Source organism: Agrilactobacillus yilanensis (assembly GCF_003946725.1).
Lineage (GTDB): Bacteria > Bacillota > Bacilli > Lactobacillales > Lactobacillaceae > Agrilactobacillus > Agrilactobacillus yilanensis.
On sequence record NZ_RHOY01000002.1, the window covers coordinates 22,834 to 36,768 of the forward strand.

General features: G+C 39.1%; 15 protein-coding genes and 1 other annotated feature. Of the genes, 5 read left to right on the forward strand and 10 right to left on the reverse strand.

Features of this window, described 5'->3' with window-relative positions:
* The first annotated feature begins 8 nt into the window (after positions 1-8).
* A complete protein-coding gene (locus EKM93_RS01570) occupies positions 9-1,691 on the forward strand; it encodes an FAD-dependent oxidoreductase (RefSeq protein ID WP_125712386.1) in 1,683 nt (560 codons plus the stop codon).
* A 72-nt stretch (positions 1,692-1,763) separates the two neighbouring features.
* Here EKM93_RS01570 and EKM93_RS01575 read toward each other — a convergent pair whose 3' ends face one another.
* Together EKM93_RS01575 and EKM93_RS01580 are read right to left on the reverse strand one after the other, a co-directional pair.
* A complete protein-coding gene (locus EKM93_RS01575; protein WP_125712388.1) occupies positions 1,764-2,483 on the reverse strand; it encodes a hypothetical protein in 720 nt (239 codons plus the stop codon).
* 104 nt (positions 2,484-2,587) lie between these two features.
* Complete coding sequence (locus EKM93_RS01580; RefSeq protein ID WP_125712390.1) at positions 2,588-3,463, reverse strand: LysR family transcriptional regulator; 876 nt, start codon at positions 3,461-3,463, stop codon at positions 2,588-2,590.
* Positions 3,464-3,576: 113 nt separating this feature from the next.
* Here EKM93_RS01580 and EKM93_RS01585 point away from each other — a divergent pair, with 113 nt between their 5' ends.
* Together EKM93_RS01585 and EKM93_RS01590 are read left to right on the forward strand one after the other, a co-directional pair.
* Entirely contained in the window at positions 3,577-4,446 is an 870-nt protein-coding gene (locus tag EKM93_RS01585) for an aldo/keto reductase (protein WP_125712392.1), read from the forward strand.
* A 20-nt stretch (positions 4,447-4,466) separates the two neighbouring features.
* Positions 4,467-5,330, forward strand: a complete 864-nt coding sequence (locus EKM93_RS01590; protein ID WP_125712394.1) for an aldo/keto reductase — start codon at positions 4,467-4,469, stop codon at positions 5,328-5,330.
* 238 nt (positions 5,331-5,568) lie between these two features.
* On the opposite strand, the gene EKM93_RS01595 is transcribed toward EKM93_RS01590, so the two are convergent.
* The 8 genes from EKM93_RS01595 to EKM93_RS01630 form a co-directional block, all read right to left on the reverse strand.
* The gene (locus EKM93_RS01595) at positions 5,569-5,856 is read right to left on the reverse strand and encodes a cupin domain-containing protein (RefSeq protein ID WP_376923057.1); all 288 of its coding nucleotides are present in this window, start codon (positions 5,854-5,856) and stop codon (positions 5,569-5,571) included.
* A 68-nt stretch (positions 5,857-5,924) separates the two neighbouring features.
* Positions 5,925-6,251 (reverse strand): cupin domain-containing protein, encoded by a 327-nt coding sequence (locus EKM93_RS01600; RefSeq protein ID WP_125712398.1) that lies wholly within the window; start codon positions 6,249-6,251, stop codon positions 5,925-5,927.
* 117 nt (positions 6,252-6,368) lie between these two features.
* Complete coding sequence (locus tag EKM93_RS01605; RefSeq protein WP_125712400.1) at positions 6,369-6,941, reverse strand: anthranilate synthase component II; 573 nt, start codon at positions 6,939-6,941, stop codon at positions 6,369-6,371.
* Positions 6,925-8,364 carry an anthranilate synthase component I family protein gene (locus EKM93_RS01610; protein WP_125712402.1) on the reverse strand — a complete coding sequence of 480 codons (1,440 nt, stop codon included), beginning with the start codon at positions 8,362-8,364 and terminating at the stop codon, positions 6,925-6,927. The genes EKM93_RS01605 and EKM93_RS01610 overlap by 17 nt, the downstream gene beginning before the upstream one ends.
* Before the next feature lie 130 nt (positions 8,365-8,494).
* Positions 8,495-8,757: a binding site (T-box leader), on the reverse strand.
* Between the two features lie 57 nt (positions 8,758-8,814).
* Positions 8,815-9,831 (reverse strand): aldo/keto reductase, encoded by a 1,017-nt coding sequence (locus EKM93_RS01615; protein ID WP_125712404.1) that lies wholly within the window; start codon positions 9,829-9,831, stop codon positions 8,815-8,817.
* 21 nt (positions 9,832-9,852) lie between these two features.
* Positions 9,853-10,530: a hypothetical protein gene (locus EKM93_RS01620; protein ID WP_125712406.1), complete on the reverse strand. Its 678-nt coding sequence runs from the start codon at positions 10,528-10,530 to the stop codon at positions 9,853-9,855.
* Positions 10,531-10,723: 193 nt separating this feature from the next.
* A complete protein-coding gene (locus EKM93_RS01625; RefSeq protein WP_125712408.1) occupies positions 10,724-11,401 on the reverse strand; it encodes a hypothetical protein in 678 nt (225 codons plus the stop codon).
* A gap of 176 nt (positions 11,402-11,577) precedes the next feature.
* Positions 11,578-12,600 carry a LacI family DNA-binding transcriptional regulator gene (locus tag EKM93_RS01630; RefSeq protein ID WP_125712410.1) on the reverse strand — a complete coding sequence of 341 codons (1,023 nt, stop codon included), beginning with the start codon at positions 12,598-12,600 and terminating at the stop codon, positions 11,578-11,580.
* Positions 12,601-13,143: 543 nt separating this feature from the next.
* On the opposite strand from EKM93_RS01630, the gene EKM93_RS01635 reads away from it, so the two are divergent.
* Positions 13,144-13,629: a DUF2975 domain-containing protein gene (locus EKM93_RS01635; RefSeq protein ID WP_125712412.1), complete on the forward strand. Its 486-nt coding sequence runs from the start codon at positions 13,144-13,146 to the stop codon at positions 13,627-13,629.
* An 11-nt stretch (positions 13,630-13,640) separates the two neighbouring features.
* On the forward strand, positions 13,641-13,862 hold the full coding sequence (locus tag EKM93_RS01640; RefSeq protein WP_125712414.1) for a helix-turn-helix domain-containing protein: 222 nt from the start codon (positions 13,641-13,643) through the stop codon (positions 13,860-13,862).
* The last annotated feature ends 73 nt before the right edge of the window (positions 13,863-13,935 follow it).

Here is a 13,935-nt window from a genome sequence, read left to right on the forward strand (position 1 = left end):
GAGATAAAATGGCAGAAGAAAAACATATCTATGATACAGTGATCGTTGGTGCTGGACCCGCTGGTTTGTCTGCCGGAATTTATGCTGGCCGTGCGACGTTAGATACTTTAATTGTGGAAGCTGATCAAGTAGGTGGTCAAGTAACAACGACTTCCGTTGTCGCTAACTACCCAGCGGTTCCTGAGATTAGCGGCACGGCATTGATGCAAAAAATGCAGCAGCAGTGCTCAGATTTTGGCGTTAAAATTACAAGCGATAATATCACGAACTATGAATTAGAGGGTGATGTTAAGATTTTGCATGGTCAAAAAAATGACTATGCTGCCCGCAGTGTGATTTTAGCAACTGGTGCGAATCCTAGAGAATTAGGTTTTCCAGGTGAAAAAGAATTCCGTGGCCGTGGGGTTGCTTATTGTTCAACGTGTGATGGGGAATTATTCAGTGGCCTACAAGTCTTTGTTGTCGGTGGGGGTTATGCCGCCGCTGAAGAGGCCAATTATTTAACCCGTTATGCAAAACACGTTACGATTTTAGTGCGTAAAGGCGAATTTAAGTGTCCACCATTGGTTGCAGCACCAGCACTTGAAAATCCAAAAATTGATGTTAAATATCATACCGAAGTCGTTAAAGCTTCAGGGACGGATTATTTGACGGATCTTGTCTTAAAGAATAATGAAACCGGTGAAGAGACAACTTATCATGTAGATGATGGGGATGCGACTTTTGGGATCTTCGTTTTTGTTGGGACAACACCAGCAACTGCGGATTTCCGAGATAAAGTAGATTGTGATCAGCGGGGCTATGTTTTAGCAGACAATGATCAAAAAACAAATATTGAAGGTGTTTATGCGGCTGGGGATGTAGTTTCCAAAGAATTACGGCAGATCATCACCGCAGCTAGCGATGGTGCTACGGCAGCTACTTCCGCAGAACATTATGTTACGGCTCTAAAACAAAAATTAGGCTTGCCATTGCATACAGCAGCACCAAAGGCCAAAGCACCTAAACAAATGGGTCAAAGCAGTGAAGTGCCAGCAGCCGAAAAAGAAGCACCTGTGCATCAAGGCAAATGGTTCTCCAGTGAAATTATCCAACAATTGAGTCCAATTTTTGGTAAGTTAACGAAACCTGTAACACTGAAATTCTATACAGATGGCTCAAATAAAGCGCAGTCTTTGGAAAGCTTTGCAGAAGAATTCAGTCAGATGAGTGACTTAATTTCCTTTGAGAAATCCAATGAACAACCTGAAGGCCGTCGGTTACCATCATTAGAATTATTAGATGAAAACGGACAAGCCCGTGGGGTACAATTCAGTGGGATCCCAAGTGGCCACGAATTAAATTCGTTAGTACTTGCCATTTATAATTTGGCTGGTCCAGGCCAAACGATTGATCCAGAACTGATTGAACGGATTAAACAATTACCTGAACGGCATATTGAGATTGCGATTGCCTTAACTTGCCACTTCTGTCCAGATGTGGTTTCAGCTTGTCAGCATATCGCCATTTTGAATCCAAAGGTCAGTGCTGAAATGATTGACTTGCAAGAGTTCCCAGATTATCGAAAAGCACATCATATTATGAGTGTGCCGGCGACCCGCATTAACGGCGGTGAAACGATTTTTGGCAGTCAAACATTAGAACAATTAGTCGCTGCTTGTGAAAGTGCAGAAGCGGTTACAGAAGGCTAACTAAAAAAATAAATACCCTTGAAATCAATATATTATTGGTTTTAAGGGTATTTTTTAGCGTCATTTTTAATTTTAATTCAGTGCTTCGCGAACTAAAGCTTGATGTTTAAAACTAGGACAAACATGTTTATCAAAGAAAGCGATTAAAGGGCCTTGGGTAAAAATAGCCCAGACCGTCCCAAAGCCGACAGAGATAAGTTGACCATGATTTAATAAGACAGAAATCAAGGTAATGGTCGCTGGAATTAAAAAACTGATTAACTGGGACTTGGTGGAATTACCCTTTAAATAGTAAAAACGCAAAATAAATGTCAGATCATCAATGGGATGTAAAATTAAATTAGCCCGTTGGTAAAGTGAGATCTCTAACGCAACGCCGGCCAGTCCGACAATATCTAAGAAGATCATTAATCCGAACCAAGCGGTATCATTTGGAATGAAGGGATGAATTTTTTCAAAGATGAACTGCCAAAAGGGGACAAAAAACTGAATGAAATAACTAAAAGGGACAACAAACAATAAATTTCTAAAAAAGCGGCCCCAGTCACTTTCAGGAGAGAGCTTCATGTTCAATAAACCTAACAACAAACTCATAATTAACATGGTAGTACCATTGTATCCATTGATTTTGGATAGATCGGCAGTTTGAAATATGGCGCCTAAGATGTTTAAAGACGAGGCGGACCAAATTGTCGCGCCAAGTTCGGTCGTAATTGTCAAAGCTTGGGTTAAGCCGGCAATAATTAGGGCAATGATCAACATTACTAAACGATATGTAAAAGATTTTTGCATTTAACTCATCCAATCCTATAACCTGACACAATTGTGCCTATTTAAGATTAAGCAAAATTAACTAAAATTGCAAGTGAATTGGTGAACAAAATAAAATTTAGGACTTAATCTGGCCAAATTTCTTGAAATTGTTGTAATAAAGGTTGCACAATTGCGCTTTGTCGGGTTAAGTAGCTGGCATAAACTGGCATTTGTGCCTGATCATCGCTTAAAGGAATTCGGACGCGACTATCGTCTTCTATGACACGGCGCTGGTAGCCGGGGGCTAATTTTGAAAGATTGGTACTGAAATAAGGAAAATCGGAATACGCTGTAATTTCCATAAGGGCATCTTGTTGGGCTTGATAAAAGAATTTAGCGCCGGGGATAGCCTGTTGAATAATTTTACGCCAAGGGCCAATGTCATTTAGAACAATAAAGCTCAGATTTTTTAAGTCGGCAAAGTGAATGGTTGTTTGATTGGCCTGATACATAAATTTATTTAAGTTAACTGCTAGACTTTCGATACCAATAAGTTGGGAACTGATTTGGTCAGTGGCTAAATTTTGATCTGAAAAAATTAAGGTTGCGGTATTATTTTCTAGACTCTGACTGACTTGTGTTCTAGGTAACAAAGTTGAATCAATCTGAATTTTTTGCGGGCTCTGTGATTGGGTGTGTTCAGCAATCATTAAGGGGCCTGGCAGTACAGAACGGATTTTCACCACAGTTTGTGTTTGATCGAAGTTGCGAATAGTTGTGGCAAAAGATTGATTTTGTTGTAATAGTTTTGCGGCAGTTTCCGCAGCGAAGACCCCGGTTGCCGTTAAGACGATGCGGTTAGGACGACGTTGAAATAATTGAACGCCCAGTTCTGTTTCTAATTTTTGCATCCCCCGGGTAAGTGTGGGTTGGGTGACATGTAGCTGTTGGGCGGCTTTAGCCAATGTTTTTGTCTGGGCAAAGGTTACTAATTCTTCCAATAAGTAGTTGTCGATCATAAAAAACACCACCTAGTATACGTTAAATACATACTAGCATAATAAAGTGGTAATTTTCAATATGGCTAATAGCGTTTATGATAAGGACAATGATTAATGAGGAGGTATTACAAATGGCAAATGTACCAACTGTTCTATTAAATAATGGTGTTCAGATGCCCCAACTAGGTTTTGGGGTATTCCAAATTCCAGATTTATCAATTTGCGAAACAGCAGTCACAGCAGCCTTAAATACAGGCTATCGTTTATTGGATACTGCAACAGCATACCAAAATGAAACTGCTGTGGGACAAGGTATCAAAAACAGCAGTGTTGCACGCACAGATTTATTTATCACTTCTAAACTTTGGGTTTCTGAATTTACGTATGAACGGGCCAAAGCGGGCATTGATGCCTCATTGCAACGATTAGGCCTAGATTATATGGATCTTTACTTATTACACCAACCTTATGGCGATGTGATGGGCGCTTGGCGGGCCTTAGAGGAAGCTTATCAGGCTGGCAAAATTAGAGCTATTGGTGTTTCCAATTTTTATGAGGACCAATTAAAAAATCTCGAATTATCAATGACAGTGAAACCAGTGGTGAATCAAATTGAGATCAATCCTTGGTATCAGCAAACCGCAGCCGTTAATTTTGCACAGCATGAAGGTATTCAAGCCGAAGCCTGGGCACCTTTTGCGGAAGGCAAACATGACATTTTCCAAAATCCAACGTTAACAGCATTAGGGGCGCAATATCATAAAACTACTGGGCAAATTATCTTACGGTGGTTACTGCAACGTGGCATTATAGTGATTCCTAAAACGGTTCACCCACAGCGTATGGCTGAAAATTTAGATGTTTTTGATTTTGAGCTCAGCCCTGCAGATATGCAGCAAATAAATAATTTGGATAGAAATGAAAGTCAATTTTTTGATCACCGTGATCCAGTGACGATTGAACAAATTTTTGGTTCAAGTTTGGCACAATTAAAAAAATAAATTAAGGGAGTTATCTATTTATGTCAAAAATACCTGTAATTAAGTTAAATGATGGTCATGAAATTCCAGCGATTGGTTTTGGAACGTTCCAAATTCCTAATAATGGCGCGACATATGAAGCGGTGAAACAAGCGCTAGCAGCAGGGTATCGCCATATTGATACAGCTGTTGCCTATTTTAATGAAGCTGAAGTTGGTCGGGCCATTAAAGATAGTGGTATTCCCCGGGATCAAATTTGGGTGACCAGTAAATTGTGGCTGCAAGATTATGGTAAAACAGCGACTAAAACAGCAATTGAGTTATCCTTGAAGAAATTAGGTTTGGATTATATTGATTTATATTTAATTCACCAGCCATATGGTGCTGTACTTGAAGCTTGGCAAGCTATGGTTCAGGCGCAACAGGCAGGGCAATTGCGTTCTATAGGGGTTTCCAATATGACACCTAAAATTTGGCAGAAATTTGTACCTCAATTTGAAGTGCTACCTGCGGTGAATCAAGTTGAATATAACCCTTATTCCCAACAAAAAGAATTACTACAATTGATGGCTAAAGACCAAGTGAAATTAGAAGCTTGGTCACCGCTAGGTCAAGGGAATACAGCATTACTGCAAGAACCATTAATTACAGCATTAGCTGAAAAATATCATAAAAATGTGGGTCAAATTATTTTACGTTTTGAAAATCAAAAGGGTATCATTGTTTTACCAAAATCAGTACATGATTCACGGATCAAAGAAAATTTAAACATCTTTGACTTTGAACTAACAGCTGCAGAATTAGCCCAGTTGGAAACACTTGATAAAGGTCATGGGCGCCATGACCCAGATGCACCAGGGGTTGGGGAACGATTATTAGCGGCTTTTGATGTGCATCAAAATTAAAGTATTGCTGTAAAGTAATCAAAAAAAACAGACGAAAAACGATTGCGTTTTTCGTCTGTTTTTTTGATAGTTCTAGGTTACGCTCGAGGCTTTCCCGCTCCAGTTCGCGCTCTGGCTCTTAAACGCGCTCACTGGAGCAAAGCTCTTACATAACTACGGCTTACTCACAAGCCAAAACCGGGCTTATATCGTAAGTCTAGGTTACGCTCGAGGCTTTCCCGCTCCAGTTCGCGCTCTGTTATTCTTTTTCAGGTTTTACAACGGTGAGCAGCATTTGGAAGGCTTCTACGGCGAAAAGGGCGTGTTTGATGTTGGCTGGCATCACAATGCATTGGCCGGCTTGAACGGTGTATTTTTCGTTAGCAATGGTGATTTCAGCTGTGCCGCTCAAGATTTGGACTAAAGCATCCCCTGTAGAACTATGGGCTTGGATTTCCTCATCTTTATCTAAAGAAAATAACGTCATGCCTAAGTCGTCACGTTGAACCAAAGTTTCACTGGACATTTGGTCCTCTTCAATTGGCATTTCTTCTCGTAGATCTAAAACTTGTTGTTGTGGTAATTTTTTAATAAAACTCACTGGAATTCATCCCCCTATTCAGCTTCAATTTGTAAAAGTTTACAATCTTTTGGTGCTCTAAATTCATGCCAAGTTCCTTTTGGAATTAACAAAGTATCGTTCACATTTAAAGTAAAAACTTCATTATTTGGGAAAATAATATCCACTTGACCGTCAATGACTAAAACAAATTTATGCAAATCGCTTTGTTCACGGCTAATAGTTTCATCAGCCGCCAAAGCTAGCAAAGTCATTTTTGCTGTATTAAACGGTACCTTTTTATTCAATGAACGGCTGCTGATGCGGCCTTCATGGTATGCGACGAGATCCGTTAGATTCAAAACGGAAGGTTCGATTTTCAAAAATATCACATCCCTTATATTAAATAATAGTTATTGTTTATAAGAATAAATCTTATCATTAATTATAAACGTTTTGATACCTAAAAAACAATACATTGTAAACAATTCACTATTTCTTCATATTTTCAAAAAATTTTGGAGCAGCTGGGTACCAACTGTGGGGTCTGTCAAAATAGATTCGGGATGAAATTGCACGCCATATACGGCTTTGTCTGGATCGGCAATCCCCATAATGGTGCCGGTATCAGTGGTAGCAGTGACTTTTAAATTTTCAGGCAAAGTATTCTGTAAGACTAAGGAATGATAGCGCGCACCGGTGAAGGTTTGCGGACAGTTCTTGAACAAAGGGGTAGATTGGACAATATGAATATTACTGGCTTTACCATGCATCAATTGGGGACTATGAACGACAGGAACGCCGTAATAAGCGCCAATAGCTTGGTGGCCTAAACAGACACCTAAGATCGGTACTTTGCCTACAAAGGCTTTTAAGTAAGCCATTAAATAACCGGCATTTTCCGGTCGGCCGGGTCCAGGGGAAAGCAGTAATTTGCTGGGGTGCTTAGCTAATAATTGGGCTACGCTTAAAGTGTCATTTTTAACGACAGTCACGGGTTCGTCGGTGAGTGTACCAACTAATTGGTATAAGTTATACGTAAAACTATCATAATTATCAATGAGATAAAGCATCAGCGACGACCTCTTTTCTAGTTAATGCCAACATGATTGCCCGGGCTTTATTGTTAAATTCCAAATATTCTTTATCTGGCTGACTGTCCGCCACAATCCCCGCACCAGAATGCACAAATAAATTATCTTTTTGGCGATAAGCCAAACGAATACCGATACATAAATCCAAATCACCGGTAGGACTTATATAGCCTAGACAACCACCGTAAAGACCACGCTTTTGAGCTTCAAGCTGGTTGATAATAGTCATTGCGGCCATTTTAGGTGCACCGGATAAAGTACCTGCGGGCATCAAAGCTTCAATAATCTGCATACTAGTTATACCCTTTGCCACCGTACTTTCAATTGTAGAGCCAAGATGCATCACTTGACTGAACTTTAAGAGCTGTCGCAATTTAGTGACCTGGACACTGCCGAATTGACTAACTTGGCCTAAGTCATTCCGACCTAAGTCCACGAGCATATTATGTTCAGCAATTTCTTTAGCATCCGTTTGTAATTCGGTGCTGAACTTAGTTTCTTCAGCGGGGGTTCTGCCTCGGCGCCGAGTACCTGCTAGAGGATAGGTGAAGAGCTGTTTTTGGTTTTTGGTGACCAGTGTCTCTGGAGAAGCACCGATGGCTTCAAAATCACCGTGCTGATAATAAAATTGATAAGGGGTTGCGTTATGGCTAAAGAAATCTTCAGCAATGCCTAATAAACGGCCTTGCATCTTGGCTTGTTGACGGTTGGCCAAAATGAGCTGAAAAATATCACCATCATAAATATGGGCCTTAGCTTGTGCCACTTTTTCAGTAAATGTTTTTTGATCAAAAGCTAACTGGAAAGGGGTTTTTAATTGAAATAAAGGTTGTACTGAGGGCGCTAAAGTCAGCAGCTGCTGTTTTAATTTGGTGAGCGTTGCTAAAATCTCTGTAGCAGTCGCGGTAGTTTTTGGTGACCGCAACTGCACTAAATAAGCTTGTTGGCTTTGGTGATCATAGATGAAAGTTTGATCTACAAAACTAAGGTCAGCGTCTGCTAAATCAAAAGGATCCTGAGGATTTTGAGGTAAGATCGAATTAGCATAGCGGGCGTAATCATAGCTGAAGTAACCGATGAAGCCGCCGAAAAATGGCGGTAATTGTGGTTGATCAGCAATTTTGAATTCTGTTAATAATTGGGTTACGACCGTTTTTAAAGTTTCTGACTGTAGCTTTGTCCCTAGGGCGTCACTATAAATCAAACGGTGGTTTTTAAGGGTTAAGTGGCAGTATTCGTGCAGACTGATGTAGGTAAAGGTGTGGGTCGTCTGTTTTGAATAAAACTTTAATAAGTTTGCGGTTAGACCCTGACTTTGAAGCTGACTGACTAACTTTGGACCGTCAAAGTTTGGAAAAGGAAATTGAATCATGATTGGGGCAAGCGTTTGTTTTTTGGACATTATAAAGCACTCCTTGTTTGTAAAATTTGAATTGAACAAAAAGTGTGCGTTGCCATCGTTTTATAAAAGTCATCAATTTAAAGGCCCCCTTAGATTTAAAAACAACAAAAAAATCCGTCCAAAACATGATGTTAAGGACGGATTTTATCCGCGGTGCCACCTCAATTTGGTTAAACTGGTCATTTAGAAATCACAAATAACCTTTTAACCCTCTTAGCAAGGGGCTAACACCCCTTCGGTAACTGACGTATACCTGACGTTTCTTCCTACTTGAACTTTCTTTCAGAAGAACCCTCCGTGGGCCATTTAGTTATTTGCGTTCGATCGCACTCTCAGCAGCGGCGACTCTCTTTGCGGGCATAATAACCTTGATATCCACGTCATTGGTTTAGGACGAATTAATTATGGCATAATATTAAATTAATTAGAGAAAAATGTCAATACATTAATTTAGTTACGACGCCAATCTATTGGGGCCTGTTGTTCTAAAATTTGATCAATTTCAGCTAATTCAGTTTTAGAAAATTCTAAATGATCTAATGCCTTCACATCGTCTTGTAATTGTGCCGGTCGACTAGCACCGACTAAAACACAGGCAATTTCAGGGCGACGTAAATTCCAAGCCAAAGCCATTTCAGCTAAAGTTTGACCCCGTTTTTGGGCAATATTATTTAAAGCACGAACGGTTTTTAGAGTGCTTTCAACTTGCTTCGGCTGTAAAAAAGGACTTGTACTTTTAGCAGCCCGGGAGTCTTGGGGGATACCTTTTAGATACTTATCAGTGAGCAGCCCTTGGGATAAAGGACTAAAACAAACAGCAGCCTTGTGATGTGCCTGTAAAACTGGGAATAAATCGGTTTCTACTTGCCGATTAAATAAATTATAACGGGGCTGATGAATTATAAAAGGTGTTTTTAAAGCTTCAAAAATATCGATAATTTGTTTTGTCTGCGTGCCGCTGTAATTCGAAATACCGATATAAAGTGCTTTACCTTGGTGAACCAATTGATCTAAGGCTAAGGCCGTTTCGGTCACGGGTGTTTCAGGATCAGGCCGATGACTGTAAAAAATATCTACGTAATCTAACCCTAAACGTTGCAAGCTTTGATCCGCACTGGCTAATATGCTTTTACGAGAGCCCCAATTGCCATAAGGTCCGGGCCACATATCATAGCCAGCTTTACTGGCGATAATCATTTCATCACGATAAGGCTTCATGTCCGTAGCCATCATTTTGCCAAAGTTACTTTCCGCACTGCCAGGAACGGGGCCATAATTATTGGCCAGATCATAATAAGTAATCCCTAGATCAAAAGCTTGATGGACAATTTTTTGTTGCTGCGCATAGGCATCGACGCTACCAAAGTTGTGCCAAAAACCAAGGCCAAAAGCGGACAGTTTTAAGCCACTTTGACCGACACGATTGTAGACCATTGTGTCATAACGTTTTGAATTTGCAGAATACATATAAAAAACCTCCAATTTAGACTAATTAACCGCTTGTTCTACACCGTGATGCTTTAAGCTTGGAAAAATAATTTTATCAGCTAAACCAATCAAACTGCCTTGGAAGAGCAATGAAAAAGCAGTCCCCACATTGATCGCGTAGATTTGGCGACTGATAATAATACAAATAATTGACACAATAATCGGTGGGACAAAAGACACCCACATCGCTACCGTGGAATTACCATGGAAAAATTTAAAACGGATAATTTGCATAAAGTCATCATTGGGATGCAATAAAATATTGACCCGTTGATAAATAGAGCACGCGGCTGAAACCATTAAAATACCAAAACAGTCTAATAACATCTTTAGTGGCGTACTTAACTGATTTAAAGGCAGTAGATTAAAAAGTTGAGACGTCCAACCTACTAAGTAACCAAAAGGAACCATAAATAAAAAGTTATTGATGATCCGCCTTGGCTCAATTCGACCGAGCAATAAGGTGTTGGTAATCACTACAATAACGCCGTAAATGACTAACAGTGGCTTCAAATCAAAATTTAATAAATGACTCAAATTAACCGATGATGCCGTCCATAAGGCACTGCCCATGTTTAAGCTGACCGTTAAACCATTGCCAGAAGAGTTTAAAAGAATGGAGAGCAATAAATAAAAAATAGTTTGTTTTGCAGTTAGGGATTCAGATTTAGCTTTCATTACAAATTTTGCCTTTCGATAAGGAATAACATCTAACTTTACTTTACCGCGACTCTTTAGGAAAGTAAGTATTCGTAAACGCTTACCTTAGTGACAAAAAAACAGAGCACGCGAATCGACACGAGTTGATTTGAAATAGGGCTTAGATTAGCGCTGGGCGTAGATCTGTTTACAATTTAAATGTAGTGGGGCACTAGTCAGCCGCCGACTCAATGCCTTGGTGTTTTAAATTAGGGAAAATGTATCTATCTGCGAGACCAATTAAACTACCCTGGAATAGTAAAGAAAAGGCGGTCCCGACATTGATGGCATAAATTTGATGGGTAATCAAAATACAAATTAGTGAAATAGTAATCGGCGGCATAAAAGACACCCACATGGCAATTGCGGAATTACCGTGGAAGAATTTAAACCGCAAAATTTGCATAAAGTCATCGTTAGGGTGCAGTAGAATATTGACCCTTTGATAGATAGAAACACCCGTGGCAATCATTAAAATACCACAACAGTCCAAGAGAATTTTAGTGGCAGTGTTCAATTGATCTAATGGTAATAAATTAAACAATTCTGCAGTCCAGCCCACTAAATAACTAAAAGGAATCATGAACAAAAAATTATTAATAATCCGTCTTGGTTCAATGCGCTTAATTAAAAAAGCATTCAAAATAACGACGATTACCCCATAAATCACTAACAACGGTTTTAAATCAAAATTTAAAAGGTGACTTAAATTTACTGTGGAAGCGGTCCATAAAGCACTACCCATATTTAAACTAACGGTTAAGCCATTCCCGGTAGCGTTGATGAGAATGGACAATAAAATAAAGCCCATGGTTTGCCTTGCGGTCAATCGTTGTACTTTGTTTTTCATTTGGAAACAGCCTTTCTATAATCCGGATATACTCTCTAATACTGTACACTAGTTAGTGGGGCAAAGTAAGTAGCAGGCTATAATTATTTTATTTAAAACGTTTCCAATTAAAAACTAATTTTAGACATCGAAAAAGGCCTTGGGGATGCACCGCCAAGACCTTAATAAATTTAAAATTAGACCCGTCGATCAGAGACAGAATTCCGGACAATAATCTCCGGTGCGATGATTTTCCGACGGACGGCATCATTTTCTGGTTCATTATCCAAAAGATCCATTAATTCTTCAATGCCTAATTTGATAATGACATCGGTTGGTTTTCGAACAGTCGTCAGGCCAGGCACAAGGTATTTTGCATAAGCCATATCGTCATAGCCGATAAAAGAGATTTCTTCAGGTACTTGGAACCCTAGCTCTTTGCAGGCGTTAATTGCGCCCACCGCCATATCATCATTTTCACAAAAAACACAAGTTGGAATGTCACCGGAAGTAAGAATTTGCCGCATGGCCACGTTACCGCTTTTTGGTCGATAATCGCCTCTTTTAATTAGGGCATCATCAATCGTTAAGTCGTGTTCTTCTAAGGCTGCTTTAAAACCGTTAGTCCGTTGCGTTACAGATTCAAAGAAATCAGGGCCTTGGATAATACCGAATTTTGTATGCCCCATACGAATCGCATATTCAGCGATATTCTTAGAACCGATAAAATCATTAATACTGAAGTTAGGGATGTCATTGCGGCTGATATTCCGATTTAAAACAACAAGTGGGAAGCCTTGGTCCTTAACCCGTTCGATGAATTCGTCATCTAATTTAGATTGACTTAAGACAATAATGCCATCATAGTTATGCCGCAACAAACCTTGGGCACTAGTGGCGTTACGGGTGCTATTGATTGAGAGATCATAGTCTTTAGATAACGTTGCTCGGGCTTGGCCCACAACATCGGTTAAGAAACTTTCAGAGGTCCCGGTAGAAAGGTCGGTAAAAAAGATACCCACTAAAAAAGATCGGCGAGTTACTAGACCTTTAGCATTTAAATTGGGAACATAGCCCAAACGTTCAGCGATTTCAGTGATGCGTTTTTTAGTATCTGGTTTGACTAAGTTGCTGCCATTAAGCGCCCGAGAAACGGTTGTATGGGACACATTGGCCATTTTGGCAATAGTTTTAAGTGTTACTTCTTGTTTTGTATCCATAATTAGACCACCTTTTGGTATGATAATAATATTCGTGCTTGAAATATGTCAATGATTATGCTTGTTAATGATGAAAACGTGTTCATTCAAAGGTGAACCAATGTTATATTTTCCGAAAATTAGACCCGTATCTTTTTTGATTAAAAGTTAGATATTCGCTTTATATCAGCATTTGACAGCAATGACAAGTACCTTAGCCTAAAACTGGATCAGCTGATGATTAAGGATCTAAAAAACACTTCCTGCAATAACTTATCATTTTTTCACCAAAATGACAACTATTAACATCTATTGATTTAAAAAGGTCGATTTATATTTAAATGAAGATCTGGTAATTTGATGCTGTTCAGCATTAATTAGCTTTTTAATGAACAAAATTAATTACCGAAAATTTGAATGCACAGCATAACATTTGAGCTCAATTTATAATATTAGGTAAAATCCATAATTAAAATTATAATTCCTGTTTATAATTGTTGAACGATATGTTATTATCGTTTTACGATAAATATATATTGTTTTAACTGATAAGGAGTGAAAGAAATGAAACATATTGCGCTTAACTTTTTAAAATTTGTGCTGATTGTAGTGGCTTTACTTTTAATGATTATTGGGATCTTTGGGGTACCTAGCTTTATTCGCAGTATGCGCATTAATGGGGTTGACTTTGGTATTTGGCGGCTTATTTTTGGGATAACGATTTATCCAGCGATTCTTTTATTCTTGATGGCTTTGTATCAAGCTTTTCGGTTGTTGGGTTATATCCGCTGGCAAAAAACGTTCACACAAATGGCGGTGGTCACTTTAAATCATATTAAAAAAGAGACGATGACTGTAACGGGCTTGTTATACGTGGCTTTTTTACCGGTAGCTTATATGATCGCTGACGATGGGGATGCACCAGGCTTAATCATTTTTGCCTTTTTATTCGCTTCTGCACCGCTGGTGATTGGAATTTTTGCGTATGTTATGGAAATGTTGCTTAAAGAGGCGATTGCGATCAAAACAGAAAACGAATTGACGGTTTAGGAGGAATAGCAATGGCGATTATTGTAGATTTAGATGTAATGTTGGCAAAGCGGAAGATGAGTGTCACAGAATTATCTGAAGCGGTGGGCATTACAATGGCCAACGTGTCCATTTTAAAAAATGGGAAAGCCAAAGCCGTTCGTTTTTCGACTTTGTCAGCTATTTGCCGAATTTTAGACTGCCAGCCTGGTGATATTTTAAGGTATCAACCTGATAATTCAGAAGACGTCTAAATGCACGCATTAAAAAAATTAAAACAGAAATTAATGTAAAATTATGTAAAAAATAGCGTTATTTAACAAATTT

Bases quoted from the DNA above. Each gene is read 5' to 3' on its own strand.
- EKM93_RS01635 (WP_125712412.1), top strand. From the start codon at position 13,144: ATGAAACATATTGCGCTTAACTTTTTAAAATTTGTGCTGATTGTAGTG.
- EKM93_RS01580 (WP_125712390.1), bottom strand. From the start codon at position 3,463: ATGATCGACAACTACTTATTGGAAGAATTAGTAACCTTTGCCCAGACA.
- EKM93_RS01620 (WP_125712406.1), bottom strand. From the start codon at position 10,530: ATGAAAGCTAAATCTGAATCCCTAACTGCAAAACAAACTATTTTTTAT.
- EKM93_RS01625 (WP_125712408.1), bottom strand. From the start codon at position 11,401: ATGAAAAACAAAGTACAACGATTGACCGCAAGGCAAACCATGGGCTTT.
- EKM93_RS01630 (WP_125712410.1), bottom strand. From the start codon at position 12,600: ATGGATACAAAACAAGAAGTAACACTTAAAACTATTGCCAAAATGGCC.
- EKM93_RS01595 (WP_376923057.1), bottom strand. From the start codon at position 5,856: ATGCCAATTGAAGAGGACCAAATGTCCAGTGAAACTTTGGTTCAACGT.
- EKM93_RS01590 (WP_125712394.1), top strand. From the start codon at position 4,467: ATGTCAAAAATACCTGTAATTAAGTTAAATGATGGTCATGAAATTCCA.
- EKM93_RS01615 (WP_125712404.1), bottom strand. From the start codon at position 9,831: ATGTATTCTGCAAATTCAAAACGTTATGACACAATGGTCTACAATCGT.
- EKM93_RS01605 (WP_125712400.1), bottom strand. From the start codon at position 6,941: ATGCTTTATCTCATTGATAATTATGATAGTTTTACGTATAACTTATAC.
- EKM93_RS01575 (WP_125712388.1), bottom strand. From the start codon at position 2,483: ATGCAAAAATCTTTTACATATCGTTTAGTAATGTTGATCATTGCCCTA.
- EKM93_RS01570 (WP_125712386.1), top strand. From the start codon at position 9: ATGGCAGAAGAAAAACATATCTATGATACAGTGATCGTTGGTGCTGGA.
- EKM93_RS01585 (WP_125712392.1), top strand. From the start codon at position 3,577: ATGGCAAATGTACCAACTGTTCTATTAAATAATGGTGTTCAGATGCCC.
- EKM93_RS01610 (WP_125712402.1), bottom strand. From the start codon at position 8,364: ATGTCCAAAAAACAAACGCTTGCCCCAATCATGATTCAATTTCCTTTT.
- EKM93_RS01640 (WP_125712414.1), top strand. From the start codon at position 13,641: ATGGCGATTATTGTAGATTTAGATGTAATGTTGGCAAAGCGGAAGATG.